The 22,561-nt window shown below is 63.7% G+C and carries 22 protein-coding genes; 12 read left to right on the top strand and 10 right to left on the bottom strand.

All coding sequences use genetic code 11. The features are described from left to right. Positions 1 to 86: 86 nt before the first annotated feature. On the top strand, positions 87 to 986 hold the full coding sequence (locus ACIQUB_RS14660) for a LysR family transcriptional regulator (protein ID WP_402930409.1): 900 nt from the start codon (positions 87 to 89) through the stop codon (positions 984 to 986). 37 nt (positions 987 to 1,023) lie between these two features. On the opposite strand, the gene ACIQUB_RS14665 is transcribed toward ACIQUB_RS14660, so the two are convergent. Further along, on the bottom strand, positions 1,024 to 2,391 hold the full coding sequence (locus tag ACIQUB_RS14665; protein WP_113239279.1) for a PepSY domain-containing protein: 1,368 nt from the start codon (positions 2,389 to 2,391) through the stop codon (positions 1,024 to 1,026). Between the two features lie 58 nt (positions 2,392 to 2,449). Beyond that, complete coding sequence (locus ACIQUB_RS14670; RefSeq protein WP_402930411.1) at positions 2,450 to 2,878, bottom strand: DUF2946 family protein; 429 nt, start codon at positions 2,876 to 2,878, stop codon at positions 2,450 to 2,452. A gap of 306 nt (positions 2,879 to 3,184) precedes the next feature. On the opposite strand from ACIQUB_RS14670, the gene ACIQUB_RS14675 reads away from it, so the two are divergent. Both ACIQUB_RS14675 and coaBC read left to right on the top strand, forming a co-directional pair. Further along, positions 3,185 to 4,108 carry a DMT family transporter gene (locus tag ACIQUB_RS14675; RefSeq protein WP_113239278.1) on the top strand — a complete coding sequence of 308 codons (924 nt, stop codon included), beginning with the start codon at positions 3,185 to 3,187 and terminating at the stop codon, positions 4,106 to 4,108. An 87-nt stretch (positions 4,109 to 4,195) separates the two neighbouring features. Next, positions 4,196 to 5,407 (top strand): bifunctional phosphopantothenoylcysteine decarboxylase/phosphopantothenate--cysteine ligase CoaBC, encoded by a 1,212-nt coding sequence (gene coaBC, locus ACIQUB_RS14680; RefSeq protein ID WP_113239277.1) that lies wholly within the window; start codon positions 4,196 to 4,198, stop codon positions 5,405 to 5,407. On the opposite strand, the gene ACIQUB_RS14685 is transcribed toward coaBC, so the two are convergent. Continuing rightward, positions 5,394 to 6,203 (bottom strand): class II glutamine amidotransferase, encoded by an 810-nt coding sequence (locus tag ACIQUB_RS14685; RefSeq protein WP_113239276.1) that lies wholly within the window; start codon positions 6,201 to 6,203, stop codon positions 5,394 to 5,396. The genes coaBC and ACIQUB_RS14685 overlap by 14 nt on opposite strands. Before the next feature lie 39 nt (positions 6,204 to 6,242). Here ACIQUB_RS14685 and ACIQUB_RS14690 point away from each other — a divergent pair, with 39 nt between their 5' ends. From ACIQUB_RS14690 to otsA, 6 genes are all read left to right on the top strand, one after another. Then, complete coding sequence (locus tag ACIQUB_RS14690) at positions 6,243 to 6,518, top strand: hypothetical protein (protein WP_402930414.1); 276 nt, start codon at positions 6,243 to 6,245, stop codon at positions 6,516 to 6,518. Between the two features lie 533 nt (positions 6,519 to 7,051). After that, a complete protein-coding gene (locus tag ACIQUB_RS14695) occupies positions 7,052 to 7,729 on the top strand; it encodes a FadR/GntR family transcriptional regulator (RefSeq protein WP_402930416.1) in 678 nt (225 codons plus the stop codon). After that, positions 7,726 to 9,021 carry an MFS transporter gene (locus ACIQUB_RS14700; RefSeq protein WP_113239274.1) on the top strand — a complete coding sequence of 432 codons (1,296 nt, stop codon included), beginning with the start codon at positions 7,726 to 7,728 and terminating at the stop codon, positions 9,019 to 9,021. The genes ACIQUB_RS14695 and ACIQUB_RS14700 overlap by 4 nt, the downstream gene beginning before the upstream one ends. Before the next feature lie 82 nt (positions 9,022 to 9,103). Beyond that, positions 9,104 to 10,633, top strand: a complete 1,530-nt coding sequence (locus tag ACIQUB_RS14705) for a S10 family peptidase (protein ID WP_402930418.1) — start codon at positions 9,104 to 9,106, stop codon at positions 10,631 to 10,633. Positions 10,634 to 10,723: 90 nt separating this feature from the next. Next, positions 10,724 to 11,521 (top strand): trehalose-phosphatase, encoded by a 798-nt coding sequence (gene otsB / locus ACIQUB_RS14710; protein ID WP_113235951.1) that lies wholly within the window; start codon positions 10,724 to 10,726, stop codon positions 11,519 to 11,521. A 58-nt stretch (positions 11,522 to 11,579) separates the two neighbouring features. Next, positions 11,580 to 12,956 (top strand): alpha,alpha-trehalose-phosphate synthase (UDP-forming), encoded by a 1,377-nt coding sequence (otsA, locus tag ACIQUB_RS14715; protein WP_113235950.1) that lies wholly within the window; start codon positions 11,580 to 11,582, stop codon positions 12,954 to 12,956. Between the two features lie 26 nt (positions 12,957 to 12,982). Here the strand turns inward: otsA and ACIQUB_RS14720 are convergent, their stop codons facing one another. After that, the gene (locus ACIQUB_RS14720) at positions 12,983 to 13,882 is read right to left on the bottom strand and encodes a choline sulfate utilization transcriptional regulator (protein WP_113235949.1); all 900 of its coding nucleotides are present in this window, start codon (positions 13,880 to 13,882) and stop codon (positions 12,983 to 12,985) included. A 99-nt stretch (positions 13,883 to 13,981) separates the two neighbouring features. Here ACIQUB_RS14720 and ACIQUB_RS14725 point away from each other — a divergent pair, with 99 nt between their 5' ends. From ACIQUB_RS14725 to ACIQUB_RS14735, 3 genes are read left to right on the top strand one after another with little or no spacing between them, the layout of a single operon-like run. Beyond that, on the top strand, positions 13,982 to 14,932 hold the full coding sequence (locus ACIQUB_RS14725) for a choline ABC transporter substrate-binding protein (protein ID WP_113010949.1): 951 nt from the start codon (positions 13,982 to 13,984) through the stop codon (positions 14,930 to 14,932). A gap of 23 nt (positions 14,933 to 14,955) precedes the next feature. After that, a complete protein-coding gene (betC, locus tag ACIQUB_RS14730; protein ID WP_113235948.1) occupies positions 14,956 to 16,470 on the top strand; it encodes a choline-sulfatase in 1,515 nt (504 codons plus the stop codon). A gap of 57 nt (positions 16,471 to 16,527) precedes the next feature. Continuing rightward, positions 16,528 to 16,737 (top strand): molybdopterin-binding protein, encoded by a 210-nt coding sequence (locus ACIQUB_RS14735; protein WP_018898137.1) that lies wholly within the window; start codon positions 16,528 to 16,530, stop codon positions 16,735 to 16,737. A 27-nt stretch (positions 16,738 to 16,764) separates the two neighbouring features. Here the strand turns inward: ACIQUB_RS14735 and ACIQUB_RS14740 are convergent, their stop codons facing one another. The 6 genes from ACIQUB_RS14740 to ACIQUB_RS14765 all read right to left on the bottom strand — a co-directional run bounded on the left by ACIQUB_RS14740 (position 16,765) and on the right by ACIQUB_RS14765 (position 22,485). After that, the gene (locus ACIQUB_RS14740) at positions 16,765 to 17,052 is read right to left on the bottom strand and encodes a putative quinol monooxygenase (protein WP_113235947.1); all 288 of its coding nucleotides are present in this window, start codon (positions 17,050 to 17,052) and stop codon (positions 16,765 to 16,767) included. Positions 17,053 to 17,402: 350 nt separating this feature from the next. Beyond that, positions 17,403 to 17,927 (bottom strand): tRNA (N6-threonylcarbamoyladenosine(37)-N6)-methyltransferase TrmO, encoded by a 525-nt coding sequence (gene tsaA / locus ACIQUB_RS14745; RefSeq protein ID WP_113235946.1) that lies wholly within the window; start codon positions 17,925 to 17,927, stop codon positions 17,403 to 17,405. Continuing rightward, a complete protein-coding gene (locus tag ACIQUB_RS14750; protein WP_113235945.1) occupies positions 17,927 to 18,712 on the bottom strand; it encodes an ABC transporter ATP-binding protein in 786 nt (261 codons plus the stop codon). Before ACIQUB_RS14750 ends, tsaA begins: the two co-directional genes overlap by 1 nt. A 10-nt stretch (positions 18,713 to 18,722) precedes the next feature. Then, positions 18,723 to 19,754: a FecCD family ABC transporter permease gene (locus tag ACIQUB_RS14755; RefSeq protein ID WP_402930424.1), complete on the bottom strand. Its 1,032-nt coding sequence runs from the start codon at positions 19,752 to 19,754 to the stop codon at positions 18,723 to 18,725. Continuing rightward, positions 19,751 to 20,788 (bottom strand): iron ABC transporter substrate-binding protein, encoded by a 1,038-nt coding sequence (locus tag ACIQUB_RS14760; protein WP_402930426.1) that lies wholly within the window; start codon positions 20,786 to 20,788, stop codon positions 19,751 to 19,753. The genes ACIQUB_RS14755 and ACIQUB_RS14760 overlap by 4 nt, the downstream gene beginning before the upstream one ends. Before the next feature lie 113 nt (positions 20,789 to 20,901). Beyond that, the gene (locus tag ACIQUB_RS14765) at positions 20,902 to 22,485 is read right to left on the bottom strand and encodes a peptide chain release factor 3 (RefSeq protein WP_065689223.1); all 1,584 of its coding nucleotides are present in this window, start codon (positions 22,483 to 22,485) and stop codon (positions 20,902 to 20,904) included. Positions 22,486 to 22,561 lie beyond the last annotated feature (76 nt).

Genomic DNA, 22,561 nt, shown 5'->3' on the forward strand with positions numbered 1-22,561 from the left:
GTTCGCCCGCAAAATGATCCTTTCCGATCTTTGATTGAAGTGCGCATATGTCATAGTATTGGTGACTGAAAATCATGGATGGATCGATGTTCGACGGACCATTGCTGAACGGAGTGAGCGTGCTGGCGGCGGTGATCGAAAGCGGCAGCTTCGCGCGGGCGGCGGACGCGATGGGCTTGTCTCCGTCAGGCGTCAGCCGCGCCATCGCCCGGCTGGAGGGCCGCATCGGTCTGCGTCTGCTCGACCGCACCACCCGCACCATGCGCCTGACCGACGACGGCGCCCGCTTCTACGAGCAGGTGGCGCCACTGCTGAGCGGCATAGAGGAGGCGGCGATGGCGGCCTCGGGCGTGGCGCAGTCGGTGCGCGGGCGGCTCAGGGTCAATGTCGATCCGTATTTTTCGCGACTGGTTCTGGGGCCGAGGCTGGGCGCGTTTCTCGATCTCTATCCCGAGCTGCAGATCGAGATCATCACCCGCAACGAGATCGGCGATCTGGTGGCAGACGGCATGGACGTGGCGGTGCGCTTCGGCGATCCCGCGCAGACCACGCTGATCTCGCGGCTGTTGATGCGCACGCGGGTGATTACCATCGCAGCGCCTGCCTATCTCGCCAAGCATGGGCGGCCGGCGGCGCCCGGCGATCTTGCCGACCACACCTGCATCCAGTTCCGAGATTCGCTGACGGGCCGCCCCTTCGAATGGGAATTGCGGCGTGGTGCCGAGGTCGTGCCGATCGAGACGCGCGGGCGCATTCTCGTGAACGACGCCGGCACGACGCTCGCCACCTGCCTTGCCGGGATCGGCGTCGCGCAGGTGTTTTCGCTTGGGATGCAGGACTATCTGGAAAGCGGCCAGCTGATCGACCTGTTTCCGGATTGGCCCGACGAAACCTTCCCGCTTTACGCCTTCTATCCGTCGCGCCAGCATGTGCCGGCGAAGGTCAGGGCGTTCATCGATTTCTGTGTCGGGATCGTTCAAGAGTAGGGAGTGAGGAGGCAGCGACGATGCCTCCTCACGGCTTTCAGATCGATCGGCGGCGGCGGGTTCTCACATAGATCCAGTCGAGCGCCAGCATGACGACGAGCGACAGGCCGACCAGCGGGAAGATGATGCCGCCGATGGCGAGGATGGCGATCAGCCCGCGAAACACCCGCTTGTCCGCCGGCATGGGCGGAACGGCGAGCGAGCCTGCCGGGCGGCGCTTCCACCACATGACGCCGGCGGATATGGCGAGCACTGCGATGCCGATGCAGGCGGTGAGCAGGACGAGCTGGTTCGCCAGTCCGAACTCCTGCCCCATATGGACGTTGACGCTCCATTCCAGCGCCTTGCCGAGTGGGCCGTAATCGGCGTAGCTCATGTCGATCAGCGGTTTTCCGGTGAACTGATCGAGATGGACGACGCGCTGCTCGGCGAGATCGTCAGGATAGACGGAGCCGGTGTAGACGCCCATCGCATCCACGGGGATGTTGACGGCATAGCCGCGATGCAGGCCGAGGCGGTCGAAGGTGGCGACGGCTTCGTCCAGGCTGATCGGCACCGCGCCATGCTGATGGCCCGGGGATTGCGGGACCTGCGCCTGTTCGAGCGACCATGTGGTCTTGGCGATATGGTCGATATGTTCGTCCGACATGGGGACGGCGACGCGTACGCCGGCAGGATAGCCGAAGTTGTTTCCATTCGCCCACTCGTTGACCTTGGCGCCCCAGACGCCGGACCAGGGCATGCCCGTGACGGCGAGGAAGACGATGACGCCACCGACGAAAAGGCCGAGGACGGCATGGGTGTCGCGCCAGAAGACGCGCTTGCGCGGCGTGCCGCGAATGCTGAGCACCCCTCCGGTCTGTTTGCGTGGCCACCAGAGATAGATGCCTGTGCCGACAAGCAGGATCGCCCAGCCGGCCGCGATCTCGATCAGCGAGCGGGTGAAGGAGCCGAAATATTTGAGGCTGTGGAGATAGCGCACCGTCCACATGATCGTTCCGCGATCGGGCAGAGCGCCGAGGACCTTGCCGCTATAGGGATCGACATAGACGGCGATATTGCCCTCGGCCGCGGTGTTGATGGTGATTTCCGCCGATGCGCCGGGATCGACGGGATCGGTGAACTTGATGGCCGTGCCGGGATGGGCGGCAAGGGCGGCGTCCACCATCGCGGATGGTGGTCGCGTTGCCTGCTCGCTGATTGCGACGCGCTTCAGATCGGCATGAACGACATTGTCGATCTCGTCCTTGAAGAGATAGAGCGCGCCGGTGACGGCAAGCGAGAGCATGAAGGGCAGGACGAGAAGACCTGCGTAGAAATGCCAGCGCCAGACGGCGCGGTAAAGATCGGACGGGGAGCGCACGGCAGCGCTCGCACCTTCCCGACCGATGGTGAAATCGGACATGATATGTCTCCTGATGATAAAAAAGGAAGCCGGCACTGAGAGCGCCGGCAATCGGACGTCAGGAGATTTGTGGTGGCGCGCGCGGTTGGCCGATCAGGCCACGCAGGGTGGGCGTGATGGCGCTTTCGGCGGTGACTACGATCGCGGTCGCGCCGACGGCATCGACGCGGAGGATCGCTGGATCCGCACCGAGGATGGCCGGCACTGCGTGGGCGGCGAGACGGCAGAGCGTGCAGCAGGGGCAATCGGCGGCCTTGCCATGCGATCGATCATGCGATGTGCCGTCGTTGGTGTTTTCGGCATGATCGACGTGGTCGATGATGCTTTCGCCTGCCATGGAGCAGATCGATTGCAGGGGATCCATGGCGGCGCTCGCCATCGACCCCTGTGCCTGGCCCGACAGCAGGCCCTGGATCAGCAGCAGGAGGGCGACGAGCAGCGTGATGGCGCTTGCCGATGCCCTATCCCCCAAAACTGTCCTGATCATCCCCATATCCGCTGCATGCCACAGCGCGCGGATAATGTCACGCTTGCCGCCGGCGACGCCAAAGCTGCATTCTTTCCATTTAATCATCAACTTAGGCGATTGACGTCGGGGGATGCGACCTTTGGCCACCTCGCGGCCGGATCATTCACGGACGATTTGCGATCGTGACCTGTCCCCTTCCCGCCTGCGCCATGTCGTAGGTGGACGCTTGCACCTATTCGATATCAGGCATAGTGGCATTTCAAGCTCTTCGCCTATCCTGATTCCTTCCCATTTCCTGCGGCTCTATCCGTTCCGGAGACCTCCATGCTGTTCGGCATTCTCTGCGGCATCGCCACCTGCGCCTTGTGGGGGCTGACCTTTGTCGTGCCGCGCGCCATCGCGCCATTCACGACGCTCGATCTGACCGTGGCGCGGTACGGGCTGTTCGCACTGACCAGCGTGGTGCTGATGGTCCATCCGCGTTTTCGGCCCCGCGGCATCAAGCTCAAGCCGATGATCACCGCGCTGCTGCTCGGCGGTATCGGCTATGTCGGCTATTTCATCAGCGTCGCCTATGCGGTCCGGTTCGCCGGCGCCGCCATTCCGCCGCTGGTGATCGGAACCATGCCCGTGATCCTGGCGATGATCGCCAACTTCCGCGATCGTTCCGTCTCGTGGCGTCTGCTTGCACTGCCGCTGATGCTGATCGCGGCCGGGATCGCCTGGGTCAACGTCGCCGTCTTCGCATCGACGCCAACGGGCGACCGAGTGATGATCGCCTATGGCATCGCGTCCGCGGCGATCGGGCTTGTACTCTGGGTCGTCTATGGGTTGGCCAGCACCGCCACGATGCAATCGCCCGATGCGCCGGACATCCTGCAATGGACGGGCCTGCAGGGCATTGGCGCCGGGCTTGGCAGCCTTGTGCTGATCCCGCTGACATCGCTGAACACGCCGATCGTCTTTACAGACATAGATCTCATGCGCTTCCTGCTATGGTCGCTGATCATGGGGCTCGCCGGCGCATGGCTGGCCACGCTCTTGTGGATGATCGCCTCGAAGAGGCTGCCACTGGCGCTCGCCGCCCAGCTGATCGTCGCCGAAACCGTGTTCGGCCTCATCTTCGGCTTCGTCTTCGAACAGCGCCTTCCAACCCTTGCCGAAGCCGGCGGCTCGTTGCTGCAGCTTGCGGGCGTCGGCATGGCGATCGCGATCTTCAGCCATGTCAGGCAACAGCAGCACGCGTGAGAGGTGGCACGAACCGCTCGCGTCGATTGCTTATTATCCGCCAAAGGCTTAGGGTTTTCGCAGCAAACTCTACGTTGGACAAGCGGCATGGTTCTCGGCGGCAAACGCATCCTCCTCATCATCTCCGGCGGCATCGCGGCCTATAAGAGCCTCGATCTGATCCGGCGCCTTCGCGAACGCGGCGCCTCGGTCCGGCCGGTGATGACAGCGGGCGCGCAGCAGTTCATCACACCGCTTGCGGTTGGTGCCGTGGCGGCGGACCATGTGTTCACCGATCTGTTTTCACGGCAGGACGAGCAGGATGTCGGCCATATCAGACTGGCGCGCGACTGCGACCTCGTGCTGGTGGCGCCTGTGACCGCCGACCTGATGGCGAAGATGGCGAACGGACTGGCCGACGATCTCGCCTCGACGGTGCTGCTCGCCACCGACCGGCCGGTGCTTCTGGCGCCGGCAATGAACCCGCATATGTGGAGCAACGCCGCAACCAAGCGGAATGTCGCGACGCTCCATAGCGATGGCATCCATTTTATAGGACCGATGGCCGGCGAAATGGCGGAAAGCCGCGAGGCGGGCGTGGGCCGCATGGCCGAACCGCTCGATATCGCCGCCGCGGCGGAACGATTGCTCGACACCAACCCTAAGCCGCTTGCGGGGCAAAGGGCGATCGTCACATCTGGGCCGACGCATGAGCCGATCGATCCGGTGCGCTATATCGCCAATCGCTCATCCGGCCGGCAGGGCCACGCGATCGCTTCGGCGCTGGCACGGCTTGGCGCGGATGTGACGCTGGTCTCGGGCCCGGTGACGATCGCCGATCCCGCCGGTGTGAAGACCATCCATGTCGAGCGCGCCGAGGAGATGCGCGACGCGGTGCTGACGGCACTGCCCGCCGATATCGCGGTGATGGTCGCGGCGGTCGCCGACTGGCGCGTGGCATCCGCGTCCGATCAGAAGATCAAGAAGCATCCCGGAGAGTCCATTCCGACGCTGGCCCTGACCGAAAACCCCGACATCTTGAAGACGATCGGGCATCACACATTGCGGCCGAAACTCGTGGTCGGCTTTGCCGCCGAGACGCAGGATGTCGACAGCAATGCGAAAGCCAAGCTGGAGCGCAAGGGCGCGGACATGATCGTCGCCAACGACGTCTCGCCGGCAACCGGCATCATGGGCGGCGTGCGTAACCGTGTGAAGATCGTCACGCGCGATGGCATCGATCAATGGCCCGACATGGCCAAAGAGGATGTCGCGACGAAGCTTGCGGAACTGATCGCCGAACGGCTCAGGCGGGGATAGCGACGGGCGTGGCTTTGGCCGGCGCTGCGACCGGCTGGAACGGCGTGACGTCGAGGCCGCTATCGGTCAGCGTGACCGCGCTGCCATCTGGAATTTCCGCCCATGCATCGACATCATCGTTGAGCGGCTCGGAGACGAGGCAATAGCCTTTGCCAACAGGAGATGCGTAGAGCGTCGGCGCCTTGCGATCGGTCGCGTAGCGGATGGCATAGAGCGCGTTGCCATCGGAAAAGGCCGCCGTGTAGCGCACCAGCGCGGAGCCGAGAATGTTTTCCGACAGGCCCTCGACGAAGCGGATCATTTCCGACATGGCCGCGATCGGCGTCTGGCGTAGGCCGAACTGGAGCGCGAGCAGAAACATCAGCTCGGAATCGGTGGTGCCGCCGCGCGCGTTGAAAAGATCGTCGTCAAGCATCGCTTCCATCGACCGGCGCAGGCGCTCGAAGCCCGCTATCTGGCCGTTGTGCATGAAGGACCAGTTGGCGAAAACGAAGGGATGGCAGTTATCGCGCCGCGTTCCGCCGCCGGTCGCGGCCCGGACATGGGCTAGGAACAGCGGCGAGCGAATCTGCCGTGCTATGCTTTTCAGGTTGCAATCCGACCAGGCCGGCAGCGTGTCGCGATAGCGGCCGGGCTCGGGGTGATCGCCGTACCACGCGATGCCGAAGCCATCGCCATTCGTCGCCGTCTTGGCGCGGGTGGCACAGTGGGATTGCTCGATCAGGGAGTGCGCAGGCGAAGAGACGAGCTCCTCCAGATAGAGGGGTTCTCCGCGATAGGCTGCCCAGCGACACATGCTATTCACTCCGCAACCCGCCCTGATCGTGGCGGGACAATGCTGAAACGCATCGACGATTGTCGAATCCGATGGTTAATAAGAACTAAACAAGCATGTGGCTTGCAAGCCGAACATGACGTTTTTCTGACATTGACGGCGATCAACTTCCGCAATGCAGCATTTTGTTTTGTGAACGTGGTTGTGAGCGGCCCGCGCGAACCGGGTGCGCAATGCCAGCATTGCGCGCGGTGTCTTGATGAAAGTCGAGGTATGGCTTATATTCAAGGAGTGGAAGGCAGGTTGGTGCCTGCCTTCCACTTGCTTAGGCTTTGAAGCTAACCCGGACCTCAAGCAGCCAGCTGGTCCGGGTTTTTCTTACCCTAAACGTGAAGCTAAGTGGCAACCACATAGCTCACCTCCTTGTGAGAGGGCGAGGCCGATCGCCGCGGTCGAGGTTGCCCATCTTCCCCGATCCCGCCGGCTGGCGCGGCGGACGCTGCTTTGCCACTCACGCCGCAAGCAATATCATCCCTTGGTTGCAATCTCCATTACCACCAAATTAGGCCTTGCATCCCGCTGAAATGCTCTTACCTTTCTTCTATCGGAAACAGAACGAAAGGAAGGTGATCCAATGTCTAATGAGATTTCGGACCTCGTAACGGGCTTGGAAGTGGTGACGAAGGCGAGGCAGCCCTCGCTCTGAAACCCGCCTTCCTGGGATCGCCATAGCGGTCCGGCCGGTTTTACAGGCCAAAACTCATGGAAAGGGTCGCTAGCGCGGCCCTTTTTCCGTTTCAGGTCGCTAATTGACCAAAGGCAATTCCATCGCTATTCATAAAGTCATCAGATGACTTTATGAGGCGCCCATGCAGCCGCTTTCGAAAACCAATCTCGCGGAAACCGCGACAGAGGCGATCCGCGCTGAGATCCTTTCCAAGCGCTGGGCCGTCGGTGACAAGCTGCCCAATGAGGCCGCGCTCTCCGCCACGCTCTCCGTCAGCCGCGGCACGGTGCGCGAGGCCGTGCGGGTGCTCGTCTCGCAAGGCCTGCTTGAGACAAGGCAGGGGTCGGGCACCTATGTGCTTTCGACCACCGATACCGCATTGCCGTTGACCATGGCGCGGCGCGCCGGGCTTCGCGATCTCTTCGAGGCGCGATGCGCGCTCGATGTCGAGGCAGCCAGACTGGCGGCGCTGCGCCATACGCCGCAGACGATCACGACGCTGCGCAAGCTGCTTGTCAGCCGCGGCAATTTCGAGGGCGGCGACAAGATAGCCTTCATCGAGCGCGACCTCGCCTTCCACAAGGCGATGATCGCCGCATCCCAAAACCGCGCGATGATCGAGATCTACGACTTCTTTTCCGCCTCGATCGCCGAGACCATCGAGGCGACCCTGGGCGAGGATATTCCCGAGCCCGACATGCAGGCCCACGCCGCCATCATCGACGCGATCGCCACCGGCGACGCCGAAAAAGCCGATGCGGCGGTGCGCGCCTTCATGGCTCCCGTAGTTACAGCTCTCGACCGGATGATCCTTTCATGACTACGCCTTTGCAAGACACCGCCCATCTCTACGATCACGCCGAGGAGCAGCTGATCGATGCGGAAGCAGACAGCGTGCCGCAACCGCAGCCGCCGATCGGAACGAGCGCGACGGGACGGTTCATGCTCGGTGCCAGCCTCGTATTGATCGCGTTCAACCTGCGGCCGCTGTTTTCCAGCGCCTCGACGCTACTGCCCGAAATCCGCAGCGAGCTTGGCCTGTCGGCGCTGGGCACCAGCTTGCTGACGACACTGCCTGTTGTCTGCCTCGGCGCCTTTTCGCCGCTGGCCCCGAAGCTCGCGCAACGCATCGGCGCCGAGCGGACGCTGCTCGGTGTGCTCCTGCTGCTGGCGCTCGGAACGGCGCTGCGCGGCCTCTCCTCCATCCCGCTTCTGTTTATCGGTTCGGCGCTTGCCGGCGCCTGCATTGCCATCGGCAATGTTCTGCTGCCCGGTCTGGTGAAGCGTGACTTTGCAGATCGTGCGGCGCTAATGACGGGTTTTTATACAATGGCGCTCTGCGCAGGTGCGGCTGGCGCTGCCGGATTTACGCTACCGATCGAGCGCGCCTTCGGCGGTTCGATGGCGGCGGCACTGGCGATCTGGGCTCTGCCCGCCCTCGTCGTCGGCCTGATCTGGCTGCCGCAGGTGCTCTCGACGAAAGCGCAGGTGAAGCGCAGCGGCTTTTCCGTCGAGGGGCTGTGGCGGGACAGGCTTGCATGGCAGGTCACGCTGTTCATGGGGCTGCAGTCGGCGCTCGCCTACTGCGTCTTCGGCTGGCTGGTGCCGATCCTGCGCGAGCGCGGCATGGATGGCGTCACGGCCGGCGCGATCGTTTCCGTCTCGGTCATGGTGCAGGCAGCCTCCTGCCTTGTCGCGCCGCAGATTGCGGTGCGCGGCAAGGATCAGCGGGTCATCAACGCGGCGCTTTGCGGCATTGCCGTGGTCGCGCTGCTGGGGCTGCTCTTCGCGCCGCTTTCGACGGTTTGGCTCTGGGCGGTGCTTCAGGGGATCGGCCAGGGTGGGCTGATCGCGGCGGCGATGACGACGATCGTGCTGCGCTCGCGCGATCCGCATGTGGCGGCGCATCTTTCCGGCATGGCGCAATGCGTCGGCTATCTTCTGGCCGCCATCGGGCCACTCGTCGTTGGCCTCATCCGTGGTTGGACGGGGAGCTTTGCCTGGTGCGCGGTGCTGTTCGTGGCGCTCGGAACGGGGGCCGCCATCAACGGCTGGAATGCCGGGCGGGCGATGCATGTGAATGCGCGGACGGTCGAAAAAACCGCTGATTAAGGCCTTCACCATCTGTTGATGCCCTCTGCGGCTGCGCCGATGCTAGGCTCCGGGCAAAGATGGCATTCGCGGAGGAACAATCGTGCGCTTTCGATCCATTGTCCTGGCCACCATCCTGGTCACCGGGCTCACCGCCGCAATCGGCCCATCCCTGACCTATGCGCAAGACGCGGCGCGACCATCCGCTGGATCGCGCGAGGGCGTGCTCAAGCTGCTGCCGGCGGATTCCGTCACCGAGCATGAGATCACCCTCGACGGCCGCAAGCTCGCCTATACCGCGACGGCCGGAACGCTCGACATGTTCGGCCAAGATGGCGCGCAGACGGCGGCGATCTTCTACACCGCCTACGTGAAGAAGGATGGCGGGGCCAACCGGCCGCTGACGTTTGCTTTCAACGGTGGCCCCGGTGCTGCCTCAGCCTTCCTGCATCTCGGTCTCGTCGGTCCCCGGATCGTCGACTTCGGGCCGAAGGGCGATGACGGCGCGGAAGCCAGGCTGGTCGACAACCCCAACAGCTGGCTCGATTTCACCGACCTCGTGCTGATCGACCCTGTTGGTACCGGCTGGAGCCGGACGGTGAAGCCCGACGACGCCGCCAAATACTACAATGTGAATGCCGACGCCGAGAGCGTGGCCAAGGCGATCGCACTCTACGTCACGCACAACAACCGCGCGTCCTCACCGAAATATCTGCTCGGCGAGAGCTATGGCGGGTTCCGGGCGGCGAAGGTTGCGAGTGCGCTCAAGGACACGCAGGGCATCATCGTCTCGGGCGCGGTGATGCTGTCGCCGCTCCTCGAGGGGCAGCTGATGTTCGGAGCGGACGAGTTCGCGCTCGGCGCGGCGCTGGAGCTGCCGTCGCTGGCGGCGGCCGAGATGGATCGGCGAAAGGCGTTCGACGAGACGAAACAGCGCGAGGCCGAGCGGTTCGCGCTTGGCGACTATCTGGCGACGCTGGCCGGCGCGGCGCCCACGGGCGATGCGGCAAAAGCGTTCTATTCCAAGCTGTCGGCCATGACCGGGATTCCGGAGGATGTGGTCGAAAAGAACCGTGGCTTCCTCGGCAACGCCTTCGCCAAGGAGATCGGCAAGAGCGACGGACTGGTCGCGAGCGCCTATGATGCGGTCTTTACCACGCCCGATGCCTTTCCCGAGACAGCCGACGCAAGGGGGGACGATGCCATTCTTGACGGCTTCACCCGCGCTTATGGCGGCGCCTTCGCCGACTACGCCCGCAACGAGCTCGGCTTCAAGACGGAGATGACCTACTCGCTGCTCGACAGCGACATAAACCGCCAGTGGGAATGGGGTCGCCGGGGTGGCGGGTCGCGTCTGCAGGCAAGCGTGACGGGCGATATCAGGCAGTTTCTCGCCGCTGTTCCGAGCTTCCGGCTGCTGATCGCGCATGGCTACAGCGATCTCGTCACTCCCTATGGCGTCAGCCGCTATGTCGTCGACCATCTGCCGGCCTCGCTTGCCGCCAACCGGGTGGGACTGAAGGTCTATCAGGGCGGGCACATGTTCTACACACGCAGCGATCAGGGCGCTTTGTTCACGCGCGACGCGAAGGCCTTTTATGCGGCCAATGCCCCTGTGACGCCGGGAGATTGAGCGGCTGCGAACGCCTGCGCGCGGCCCTGCCAAGAGACCGCGATGACTTTTTAGGGTTGCCATCGGGGTTTGCTGCCACATTTAGACCACATGTCCTATCCAGCGCAGCCATCCCGAACCCTGAAGCCGCAGCAGGTTTCCGGGACCTCGTTTCTGTTCAATCTGCTCCGGTCCTCGGCCGCCGATTGGGCGCTGTTTCTCGATATAGACGGCACCTTGATCGATCTCGCCGACACGCCCGATGGCATTGTCGTGCCCCCTGCCCTGCCGCAGCAACTCGATCAGCTGTCGCGCAAGCTCGGCGGCGCCGTGGCGCTGGTGACGGGACGGGCGCTGCCCTATGCCGACAAGCTCTTTACCCCCTACCAGTTTCCGATCGCCGGCCTGCATGGAGCGGAACTGCGCCGCGCGAACGGACGGATCGAGCAGGCCGAGCCGACGGCGCAGTTCGAGAAACTGAAGGCCGAACTGCGCAAGGAAACTTCAGGCTTCGATGGCGTGCTGATCGAGGACAAGGGGGCCGCGGTCGCCGCCCACTACCGGCTCGCGCCGCAGCGGCAGGCCGAGCTCGAGCCTCTGATGGAGACGTTCCTCGCCAAGGCCGGCGAGAACTGGACGCTGCAGCGCGGCAAGATGGTGCTCGAAATTCGCCCTGCCAGCGCCGACAAGGGGCATGCGGTGGAGACATTTCTCTCCGAGGCGCCGTTCGCGGGCCGCCGTCCGATCGCCATTGGCGACGACATTACCGACGAGGCGATGTTCCATGTCGCCAACCGGCTGGGCGGGCATTCGATCCGCGTCGGGACACCGCTTTCAGGCACGGCCGCGCAACTGACGCTGCCGACCGCTGTTGCTCTGCGGGAACTCATCGCGCATCTCGCCGTTTGATGATCGCGACCTATCGATTGCCATTTTTGCGTACTGCCGTTTTTGAAAGGAATATTGCGTGAGCCGTCTTGTCATCGTTTCCAACCGTGTGCCCGTTCCCGAAAAGGGCGGAGCGGCAGCGGCGGCCGGCGGGCTTGCCGTGGCCCTGCAGGCAGCGCTCCAGCAGCGCGGTGGCATCTGGATGGGCTGGTCGGGCAAGTCGAGCGGCGACACCGAGCCAGGTCCGTTGCAGATCAGCGAGGATGGCCGGATCACCTATGCGCTGACCGACCTCACCGAAAAGGATGTCGAGGAGTATTACTTCGGTTTTGCCAACCGCGTGCTCTGGCCGATCTGCCACTACCGGCTGGATCTGGCAGAATACGGCCGCAAGGAGATGACGGGGTATTTCCGCGTCAACCGCTTCTTCGCGCACCGGCTGGCGCCGATGCTTGAGCCCGACGACACGATCTGGATCCACGATTATCACCTGATTCCGCTCGCCGCCGAGCTCCGACAGATGGGGATCAAGAACCGCATCGGCTTCTTCCACCACATCCCCTGGCCGCCGGCGGACGTGCTTTTCACCATGCCTGTGCATGAAGAGATCATGCGCGGGCTTGCCGCCTACGATCTCGTCGGCTTCCAGACCGACCACGATCTCGAGAACTTCGCCGGCTGCCTGCGCCGCGAGGAGATGGGCGACGCGCTGGGCGACGGCCGCTTCAACTCCGGCGACAAGATCTTCAAGGGCGGCGCCTATGGCATCGGGATCGAGACCGAGGCCTTTGCGAAATTCGCCCGCAAGGCGGTCAGCCACGCCATGGTGCACAAGGCGAAGGAGAGCATCATCGGCCGTGACCTGATCATCGGCGTCGACCGGCTCGATTACTCCAAGGGTCTGACGCAGCGTATCGACGCCTTCGAGCGCTTCGTGCTCAACAACCCGGCCCACCAGCGCAACGTGACCTATCTGCAGGTGACGCCGAAATCGCGCTCGGAGGTGCCGGAATACGAGCAGATGCAGCGCACCGTCGCCGAACAGGCGGGCCGGGTGAACGGGGCGCTCGGCACCGTGGACTGGGTGCCGATCCGCTATATCAACCGGTCGCTCAGCCGGCCCATCCTTGCCGGGCTCTATCGCCTCGCGAGAGTGGGCCTCGTAACGCCGCTGCGCGACGGGATGAATCTCGTCGCCAAGGAATATGTCGCGGCGCAGGACCCAGAGGATCCGGGCGTTCTTGTGCTTTCACGCTTCGCGGGTGCCGCCCGCGAACTGAAGGGCGCTCTTCTGGTCAACCCTTATGACATCGAGGGGACCGCCAACGCGATCGCGCGGGCGCTGAACATGTCGCTCGAGGAGCGCAAGGAGCGCTGGCAGCGGATGATGGATTATCTCACGGTCCATGACGTTTCGCGCTGGTGCGACGACTTCCTGCAGGATCTGGCCGCCTGACCTTCTGCCGCCTCAGCATGAACATGTCAGAGACCGGCTTCGGCCAGCATCCAGGCGCCGAGCTCGTCGCTCCCGGGCGTGCGGCTTTTCGGCTGCAGCAGAAAATAGCCGCGATCCGGTGCTTCCAGCGTCGGGCCGGCGAGAGAAAGAATGCCGGTCGACAGCAGCGTGTCGACCAGGCCCATCCAGCCGAGCGCCAGCCCCTGTTCGCCAAGCGCTGCCTGCACCACCAGCGAATAGGTGTTGAAGCTGAGATCGCCCTGCCCGGCAAAGGCCTCGCGCCCAACACCGAGTTCGGCGAAATAGCTGCGCCAATCAAACCAGGGGGATGGCGCCGCCGTGTCGAGGTGGATCAGCCTGTTGCGGGCGAGATCGGCGGGCGTCTCAAACGGGCCGTTGCGCTCTATGAAGCCGGGGCTGCAGACGGGCGCCACCTTTTCCGGCAGCAGCAGCTTCGCGTCGCGGCCAAATTCGGCGCGGGTGCCGAAGACGACGGAGACGTCGCCCTCGCCCGAGCGATGACGCTCCATGCGCTGCGTGGCGATGATCTGGATGTCCGTATCCGGATGGACCAGCCGAAACGCATGCATGCGCGGGATCAGCCAGAGCGCGGAAAAGGCATAGTCCGTATGCAGGCGGATCGAGGGGCGCTCCTTTTCGCTGCGCAGCCTGCGGGTCAGTTGATCGATCTCATCGACGCTTCTTGCAACGAGATCGAAAAGCCGCTGCCCCTCGGGCGTGAGCTCGACGCCGCGATGCTGGCGCTTCAACAAGGTTACGCCGATCTGCTCTTCCAGCCTGCGGATCTGATAGCTGACGGCGGGCTGGGTGAGGCCGAGCGCGGCGGCTGCGGCCGACAGGCTGCCGGCGCCGCCGATCTCCGCGAAAATGCGCATCCACCCCAGATCGATCGGCCGCTCTGCCATAAAAAATCCTGTTGGGAACTATCGAAAAAAGCTGCCTTCACAGGGACGATGCTAGTGTTGTTCAATAAAACTATCAAATGACAAAAAAGGGGAAATGAGATGACAGCAGTTTCCATGATCCGCCGTCTTGCCGCCGGCGTTGTGCTTTCCGCTCTGGCCGTTGGGTCGGCCGCTGCCGCCGACGATGCGTCGTGCAAGACGATCCGCATGTCCGATCCGGGCTGGACCGACATCACCGCCACCAATGGCGTGACCTCGGTGATCCTGACGGCGCTCGGCTACGAGCCCGACGTCAAGACGCTCTCGGTGCCGATCGGCTACCAGTCGATGAAGAACGGCGAGATCGACGTCTTCCTCGGCAACTGGATGCCGGCGCAGAAATCCTTCATCGACGACCTTAACGCCGCCAAGGCGGTCGAGGTGATGAACAAGAACCTCGAGGGCGCGAAGTTCACGCTCGCCGTGCCGACCTATGTGGCCGACAAGGGCATCAAGGATTTCGCCGACCTGCAGAAGCATGGCGACGAGTTCGGGAAGCAGATTTACGGCATCGAGCCGGGGGCGCCTGCCAACGGCAACATCCAGAAGATGATCGACGCCAACGACTTCGGCCTCAAGGACTGGAAGCTGGTCGAATCCGGCGAGCAGGCAATGCTGGCGCAGGTCGAGCGCGCCTCCAAGGACAAGGGTGCTGTCGTGTTCCTCGCCTGGGCGCCGCACCCGATGAACGAGAAGTTCCAGATCACCTATCTCTCCGGCGGCGATGCCTATTTCGGCGCGAACTTCGGCGGCGCCGAGATCTATACGCTGGCGCGCACCGGCTGGTCGGCGAAATGCCCGAACGCGGCCGCGTTCATGAAGAACCTGAAGTTCGACCTCAGCATGGAAAACGTGCTGATGGGCTCGATCCTCGGCGGCGAAGACCCGAAGGCAGCGGCGACCGCATGGCTGAAGGCCAATCCGACCGCTATCGACCCATGGCTATCAGGCGTCACGACGCTTGACGGCAAGCCCGCCGCGGATGCAGTCAAGACTTCCCTCGGCCTCTGATACTTCAAGGACACTAGAACAGCATGTCGCGCCCGAATTTTCTCATCCTGATGGTCGACCAGTATAACGGGACGCTGTTTCCCGACGGGCCGGCCGAGTTTCTTCACGCGCCGCATCTGAAAGCCCTGGCGAAGCGCTCCGTGCGCTTTGCCAACACCTATACGGCAAGCCCGCTCTGCGCGCCGGCGCGGGCTTCCTTCATGTCCGGCCAGCTGCCAAGCCGCACTCGCGTCTACGACAACGCCGCCGAATTCGCTTCCGATATTCCGACCTTTGCGCATCATCTGCGCGCGGCCGGCTATCACACCGCACTTTCGGGCAAGATGCACTTCGTCGGCCCCGACCAGTTGCATGGCTTCGAGGAGCGGCTGACCACCGATATCTACCCGGCCGATTTCGGCTGGACGCCCGACTATACCAAGCCCGGCGAGCGCATCGACTGGTGGTACCACAATCTCGGCTCGGTGACGGGCGCAGGCGTGGCCGAAATCACCAACCAGATGGAATATGACGACGAGGTCGCCTACAACGCGACCCGCAAGCTCTATGACCTCTCGCGCCGGCAGGACGATCGCCCCTGGTGCCTGACGGTCAGCTTCACGCATCCGCACGACCCCTATGTGGCGCGCCGCAAGTTCTGGGATCTCTATGAGGATTGCCCTCATCTCGACCCTGAAGTCGGCACGATCCCGTTCGAGGAGCAGGACCAGCATTCGCAGCGGCTCTTGAAGGCCTGCGATTACGACGCCTTCGAGATCACCCGCGAGCAGGTGCGCAACGCGCGGCGCGGCTATTTCGCGAACATCTCCTATATCGACGAGAAGGTCGGCGAACTGCTCGACGTTCTCGAACGCGGGCGGATGGCCGAGGATACCGTCATCCTCTTCGTCTCCGACCATGGCGACATGCTGGGCGAGCGCGGTCTCTGGTTCAAGATGTGCTTCTTCGACGGCTCGGCGCGCGTGCCGCTGGCAATCGCTGCACCCGGCTGGGAGCCTAAGCTGATCAGCCAGCCGGTCTCCACGCTCGACGTGACGCCGACGCTGGCGTCGCTTGCCGGCATCGACATCACCAAGCTGAAGCCCTGGACCGACGGCGAGGATCTGACGCCGCTTGCCAAGGGAACGGGAAAGCGCGGGCCGGTGCCGATGGAATACGCAGCCGAAGGCTCGATCGCGCCGCTGGTCGGCCTTCGCGACGGCAAGTTCAAGCTGACGCTCTGCGACAAGGACGCGCCAATGCTGTTCGACCTCGACGCCGACCCGAAGGAATTGAGGAACCTCGCCACCGATCCCGCCTATGCGGACACACTGGCGCATCTGACCGCGCAGGCGGAGAAGCGCTGGAACCTTGCAAGCTTCGATGCCGCCGTGCGCGAAAGCCAGGCGCGTCGCTGGGTGGTCTACGAGGCGCTGCGCAACGGCGCCTATTATCCCTGGGACTACCAGCCGCTGCAGCGCGCCTCGGAACGCTACATGCGCAACCACATGGATTTGAACGTGCTGGAAGAAAACCAGCGCTATCCGCGCGGCGAGTGAGATTGCCGTTTCGGTGGCGAATCGCTAAGTTCCGCCATCGAAACAGGGAGAAAACTCATGAAAATCAGCGCTCGCAATCGCCTCAAGGGCAAGGTCGTCGAAATCACGCTCGGCGCCACGACGGCGCATGTGCGCATCGATATCGGCGGCGGCTCGATCGTTACGTCGTCGATCACCAACGAGGCGGTGAAGGAACTGGGGCTGACCGTTGGCTCCGACGCCTATGCCGTGGTCAAGGCCTCCGACGTGATGGTCGCCGTCGACTGAAGTCAACGGCGACATGTTCAGAATGCCTCAGGCGTGGACCTTGAGGTTATGCAGCTTCAGCGGCTCGGCCAGGATGTCCTTGTGGAGTTCCACGAGCGCTTTCAGGTAGGGCTGCTCGAAATGCGCGGTCAGGGCTGCCTGGTCGCGCCAGCTTTCGCGGATGAAGAAGGTGCCGGGCGCATCCGTGTCCTCATGGACGACAAACTGGATGCAGCCTTCCTCGCGACGGGTCGGCTCGACGATGGCGAGCGTCGCTTCACGCAGCTTGTCCTCGCTGCCGGGCTTTGCACGGAAGGCGGCAATGACTTCGATCATATTGATTGCTCCTAATCGATAAAACAACGGCTGCCCATGCTGGAAGGCTGGGCGGGCCGTGGGACGATAGCTACCGTTCGGATGCCATCGGGACAATGACGGATGGGCGGCAAAGCGTTCACAATGGCGATAGGTCGCAGCGGGTGATGGTTTTAGGTGATCGCGCGCTTGGATGATGGCTGGTGGGCCGTGTGCCGTGTGGCCCCCCTCATCGCCTCGCTGGCGCTCCGGCACTTCTCCCCGCTGGGGAGAAGAGACTCGTGGCGGCGCTTTGCCGTCATCCCCTTCTCCCCTGCGGGGAGAAGGTGCCCGAAGGGCGGATGAGGGGGCCGCGGGCGCAGCGTCAGCGATCACGCCTTCTGGCAATAATGCGCCGTGCCCTCGTCGCCTGTCTGGAAATCGCCGGGCTGCGGTGGGGCGATCGGTTTGAAGAGGGTGCGGTCCGGCTTCACGTCGAGCAGCGGCGTGCCGTCGAGGCAATCCATGCCGCGCACCAGAAGTGTCGATCCTTCCACGGCTTCCAGCTTGACGATGGAGGTTCCGATCGGGTTGGGGCGGACGGGGGAGCGGAGCGAGAAGGTGCCGTGCACCTTGCCCGAATTGGCCGGGCTCTGGAGCACGAGATCGCGGCGGGAGCGATCCAGCCAATAGAGGATTTCCAGCCGCTCGAAAGCCTCGACGCCCTGCAGCGCCTGCGTCCAGGGCTCGAAAATCTCGATCCGGCAGATCGGCCCGTCATGCCGCCCCTGGCGCGGGGTTTCCATGCGGGACGTCCAGGGCGTGCGGATGCGGCCGATGAAGACCAGACCAGCATCGGTCGCAGCCGGAGCATCGACCGCCACTTCGTTTTTCCGGATTTCGTTTTCGCGCACCATCAATCTTCTCCTACATCCAGGCGTGGCGAACAGACGGGCGCATTGCCACCCGGCAGGACGCCCATGACCACATCGACATCATAAAGCTGCTTGATCCGCTGCGGCGTCAACACCGTTTGCGGCGGCCCGAGCCCGGCGAGCGTTCCCTCGTGCAGCAGGGCCACCCGATCGGCGACCATGAATACGTGGTCTGGATTGTGGGTGGAGAGCACGATCGACATGCCCTCCCGCGCCAGCCGGCGGATATGCGAGAGCACGCGCATCTGGTTGCCGTAATCAAGGCTCGCGGTCGGCTCGTCCATGATGAGAATGCCCGGCTGTTGCGCCAGCGCGCGGGCGATCAGCACCATCTGCCGCTCGCCGCCCGATATCTCCGTATAGGGGCGATCGGCCAGATGCGTCATGCCGAGCCGGGCGAGTGCTGCGTCGGCAATCGCGCGATCCTTGGCGCCGGGGGCGGCGAAGGGCGACAGGTGTGCGGCGCGGCCCATCAGGACCACGTCGCGCACATTGAAGGGAAAGAGTGCTGCATGCGCCTGCGGGACATGGCCGATACGCTTGGCGCGATCGGCCCGGCTGAGCGAAATGAGCGGCACGCCGTCTAGGACGATCTCGCCCGCCTGCACCGGCAGCAGGCCGAGCATGGTCTTGAACAACGTCGTCTTGCCGGCGCCGTTCGGCCCAAGCAGCGCCAGAACTTCGCCCCTTGCAAGCGTCAGAGTGACACCCCGACCGACCGACCGGGCGCCATAGCCGAAAGCGAGATCGCGCAATTCCAGCGTCATGGCCTAACCCTCATGACCAGCCCCTTCTACCTGACGCAAGCAGGAACAAGAAAAACGGTGCGCCGACGACGGCCGTCAGGATGCCGAGCGGGATCTCGATCATCGCGATGCTGCGGGCCAGCGTATCGACGACAAGCAGATAGGCGCCGCCGAGCAGGATCGAGGCGGGCAGCAGCCGGCGGAAATCGGGTCCAACCAGCAGCCGCGCGACATGCGGAATGACGAGGCCGATCCAGCCGATGATGCCGGCGATCGAGACGGAGGCGGCGGTGATGAGCGTTGCTCCTGCTATCAACGCCAACCTTGTTAGCCGGGTATCGATGCCGAGCGTACGCGCCTCCTCATCGCCCAGGGTCATGACGTTCATGCGCCAGCGCAACAGGACAAGCGGGACAAGGCCGAGGATGATCGCCGGCAGGATGGAGCCGACATCGGCGCGGGTGACGGCGGTCAGGCTGCCGAGCAGCCAGTAGGTGATGGCGGGCAGCTGGTCATAGGGATCGGAGAGGATCTTGATGAGCGATATGCCGGCGCCGACCAGAGCGCCGATAGCCACACCCGCCAGAACCAGCGTCAGCACCGGATCGCGCCCACGCACGGCGGCGCCCACGGCGTAGACCGCGCCGACGGCAAGAAGGCCGCCGCAGAAACTCATGAGCTGGATGAGCGCAACCGGCATTTCCATGAAGATCGCCAGTACCGCGCCGAGGCTGGCGCCGACGGAGACGCCCAGAATATCCGGCGAGACCAACGGATTGCGAAACAGGCCCTGATAGGTGGCGCCGGCGGCCGACAGCGCCGCGCCGATCAGCAGCGCGGCGGCGACCCTCGGCAGGCGTACGTTCCAGATCACCGTCTGCTGGATCGGATCGATATAGGATGGCGTGCCGGTGATGCCGGCTGCCAACGCCCGCAGGATGGTCGAGGGCGGGACGGCATATTTGCCGATCGCCATGGAAAGCACCGCCAGCAGCAGCACGAACGCAGCCCCGAAAACGATCAGTTTCCAGCTTCCGCTGGCGGTTTGCCTATCCTTGCTCATTTCGACGAGGGTAGCGCGCCTTTCAGCAGCGTGTCGAGATCAGCATCGCTCACATCGACCTGATAGAACAGCTTGAAGAATGCCCGCACGTCGGCTTTCAGATCGCTGTCGAAGCTTTGAGGATAAAGCAGCGTCTCCAGCCAGCGGATGCCGATCAGGCGGTTGATGCCGGGCGGAGAATCGAACCAGCCGAAGGGAAGCGCGGGCGCGGTGAATACCTTGCCGCTCTTTATCGCCTCGATGCTTGCCCAGGATGGATCGCTTTTTACGGCTTGCGCGAACTTGGGCGAGGCCGCGAGGATGATATCGGGGTTCCAGCCGAGAACCTGTTCCAGTGAGACATTTGTGAGCCCGCCCTGGCCGGCGGCGGCCGCAACATTGTCGGCGCCGGCCGCCTGAAGCATCTCCATGTTGATGGAGCCCGACAGGCCGGTCTCAAGGCCTTCCGGACCGCGCCCGTAATAGACTCTTGGGCGCTTGTCCGAGGGAAGCTTCGCCAGGCCGTCGTGAAGGGTCTTCAGCGTCGTCTCGGCATAGCTGGCCAACTCCTGCGCGCGCGGCGCGACGCCGAGCAGGTCGCCGACCTCTCGCAGCGTCTGCGGCGTCTTTTCAAAGCTCCCGTCGATCAGCACATAGGGAATGCCGGTCTGCTGCTGCACCTTGTCGGCCAGCGAGACATAGGTCGGATTGACGGTGCCGACATCGATGATGAGATCTGGCTTGGCGGCGATCACCGCCTCCATGTTGGCGGTGCCGCCCTGCCCCGTCAGCCGGCCATAGGTGGGCAGGTTCTGCACCGATGGCGCCAGGAACTGCTTCTCCTCCGCGCTCGGCTCGCGCACCCAGCCCGTGAGCTTGTCCGGCGCCAGCACGTAGACCAGCACCGAGGCCGGCGGACCGGCCGTCAGCACGCGGGTGACGTGATCGGAGATTTCCACCGTGCGGCCGCCCGCATCGGTGAACGGACGGGCGAAGGCTTCGGCGCTGAAGAGCGTGAAAAGGGCGGCAAGGATCGTGCTGGCGAGTTTGAGCATGGTGGCTTCCCGATGAAATCGGAGCCACTATGTCACGACGCTATATCCGATGGAATATGGCGAAGCGCTGCAAGCAGCGCCCCTTTCCACTCATGACGAAAGCTTGACCAGAATCACGCCGCCTTGGCGACGTGATATTCCTTGATGGCGACCATCTTGATCGCCGGGAAGCGTTCGGATTCGTAGCGCAGCGAGAAGCTGTCCTGCGCCAGGAAGACCGGGTCGCCGTCGAGGTCGCGGGCGATATCGCCGCGCTTGACGTTCAAGAACTTGTCTAGCTCGGCCGGCTGGTCGGACGAGATCCAACGGCAGACAGAGAAGCGCGACATTTCGAACGAGACCGGCAGCGTGTATTCGGCCGACAGGCGCTCCTTCAAGACATCGAGCTGCAGCGCGCCAACGACACCAACGATAGCCGGCGAACCATCTTCCGGTGAGAAGAGCTGCACGACGCCCTCTTCGGCCATCTGCTGCAGCGCTTCCTTGAGCTTCTTCGCCTTCATCGCATCCTCAAGCCGCACGCGGCGCAGGATTTCCGGCGAGAAGTTCGGCACGCCCTGGAACACCAGCGCCTCGCCTTCCGTCAGCGTATCGCCGATCCTGAGCGTTCCGTGGTTCGGGATACCGACGACGTCGCCGGCAAAGGCGGTATCGGCCAGCTGGCGCTGCGAGGCGAAGAAGAACTGCGGCGCGGTGAGGCCGAGCTGCTTGCCGGTGCGGGCGAGACGCGCCTTCATGCCGCGCTCCAGCTTGCCGGAGCAGATGCGGGCAAAGGCAATGCGGTCTCGGTGGTTGGGGTCCATGTTGGCCTGGATCTTGAAGACGAAGGCCGTCATCTTGTCTTCGGCGGCATGCACGGTTCTGATATCGGCGACCTGATCACGCGGCGGCGGCGCGAATTCGCCGAGCGCGTTGATGAGATCGCGGACACCGAAATTGCGCAGCGCCGAGCCGAAGAAAACAGGCGTCAGGTGGCCTTCGAGGAAGGCCTTGCGGTCAAACGGGCGGCAGGCTTCGATCGCCAGTTCCGTCTCGTCGACGAAGGCCGAGCGCTCGTTTTCCGGCAGGCGATCGGCAACAGCCTGCGGGCCGTTGACCTTGGTGGGCGTCACTTCCGTATCGGAGCCGCGCACCGTGTTGTCGGCCAGGTGATAGGAGCCGCAGAAGGTCTTGGAGCGGCCGATCGGCCAGGTGACCGGAGCGGTGTCCAGCGCCAACTTTTCCTCGACCTCATCCAGGATCTCGAAGGGATCGCGGCTTTCGCGGTCCATCTTGTTGATGAAGGTGATGATCGGGATGTCGCGCATGCGGCAGACTTCGAAGAGCTTCAGCGTTCTGGGCTCGATACCCTTGGCGGCGTCGATAACCATGACGGCCGCATCCACCGCCGTCAGCGTGCGGTAGGTGTCGTCGGCGAAGTCTTCGTGACCGGGCGTATCGAGAATATTGAAGACATTGCCTTCATATTCGAAGGTCATCACCGAGGTGACGACCGAGATGCCACGCTCGCGCTCGATCTTCATCCAGTCCGACCGGGTCTGGATGCGATCCTTCTTCGCCTTGACTTCGCCGGCGAGCTGAATGGCGCCGCCGAACAGCAGCAGCTTTTCGGTGAGCGTCGTCTTGCCCGCGTCCGGGTGGGCGATAATAGCGAATGTGCGGCGGCGGGAAACCGCCTCGGCGAGACTTTCGGCCATGCTATGAATCCTGTGGAGTTGCGGCGTATCTAGCGATTTAGGCGCCGCTTTGCAATTGACCTTGGCCTTGCGGGGG

The organism is Rhizobium sp. NPDC090275 (assembly GCF_044772225.1).
Lineage (GTDB): Bacteria > Pseudomonadota > Alphaproteobacteria > Rhizobiales > Rhizobiaceae > Rhizobium.

Bases quoted from the DNA above. Each gene is read 5' to 3' on its own strand.
- ACIQUB_RS14660 (WP_402930409.1), top strand. From the start codon at position 87: ATGTTCGACGGACCATTGCTGAACGGAGTGAGCGTGCTGGCGGCGGTG.
- ACIQUB_RS14665 (WP_113239279.1), bottom strand. From the start codon at position 2,391: ATGTCCGATTTCACCATCGGTCGGGAAGGTGCGAGCGCTGCCGTGCGC.
- ACIQUB_RS14670 (WP_402930411.1), bottom strand. From the start codon at position 2,878: ATGATCAGGACAGTTTTGGGGGATAGGGCATCGGCAAGCGCCATCACG.
- ACIQUB_RS14675 (WP_113239278.1), top strand. From the start codon at position 3,185: ATGCTGTTCGGCATTCTCTGCGGCATCGCCACCTGCGCCTTGTGGGGG.
- coaBC (WP_113239277.1), top strand. From the start codon at position 4,196: ATGGTTCTCGGCGGCAAACGCATCCTCCTCATCATCTCCGGCGGCATC.
- ACIQUB_RS14685 (WP_113239276.1), bottom strand. From the start codon at position 6,203: ATGTGTCGCTGGGCAGCCTATCGCGGAGAACCCCTCTATCTGGAGGAG.
- ACIQUB_RS14690 (WP_402930414.1), top strand. From the start codon at position 6,243: ATGCTGAAACGCATCGACGATTGTCGAATCCGATGGTTAATAAGAACT.
- ACIQUB_RS14695 (WP_402930416.1), top strand. From the start codon at position 7,052: ATGCAGCCGCTTTCGAAAACCAATCTCGCGGAAACCGCGACAGAGGCG.
- ACIQUB_RS14700 (WP_113239274.1), top strand. From the start codon at position 7,726: ATGACTACGCCTTTGCAAGACACCGCCCATCTCTACGATCACGCCGAG.
- otsB (WP_113235951.1), top strand. From the start codon at position 10,724: ATGTCCTATCCAGCGCAGCCATCCCGAACCCTGAAGCCGCAGCAGGTT.
- ACIQUB_RS14720 (WP_113235949.1), bottom strand. From the start codon at position 13,882: ATGGCAGAGCGGCCGATCGATCTGGGGTGGATGCGCATTTTCGCGGAG.
- ACIQUB_RS14725 (WP_113010949.1), top strand. From the start codon at position 13,982: ATGACAGCAGTTTCCATGATCCGCCGTCTTGCCGCCGGCGTTGTGCTT.
- betC (WP_113235948.1), top strand. From the start codon at position 14,956: ATGTCGCGCCCGAATTTTCTCATCCTGATGGTCGACCAGTATAACGGG.
- ACIQUB_RS14735 (WP_018898137.1), top strand. From the start codon at position 16,528: ATGAAAATCAGCGCTCGCAATCGCCTCAAGGGCAAGGTCGTCGAAATC.
- ACIQUB_RS14740 (WP_113235947.1), bottom strand. From the start codon at position 17,052: ATGATCGAAGTCATTGCCGCCTTCCGTGCAAAGCCCGGCAGCGAGGAC.
- tsaA (WP_113235946.1), bottom strand. From the start codon at position 17,927: ATGGTGCGCGAAAACGAAATCCGGAAAAACGAAGTGGCGGTCGATGCT.
- ACIQUB_RS14750 (WP_113235945.1), bottom strand. From the start codon at position 18,712: ATGACGCTGGAATTGCGCGATCTCGCTTTCGGCTATGGCGCCCGGTCG.
- ACIQUB_RS14755 (WP_402930424.1), bottom strand. From the start codon at position 19,754: ATGAGCAAGGATAGGCAAACCGCCAGCGGAAGCTGGAAACTGATCGTT.
- ACIQUB_RS14760 (WP_402930426.1), bottom strand. From the start codon at position 20,788: ATGCTCAAACTCGCCAGCACGATCCTTGCCGCCCTTTTCACGCTCTTC.
- ACIQUB_RS14765 (WP_065689223.1), bottom strand. From the start codon at position 22,485: ATGGCCGAAAGTCTCGCCGAGGCGGTTTCCCGCCGCCGCACATTCGCT.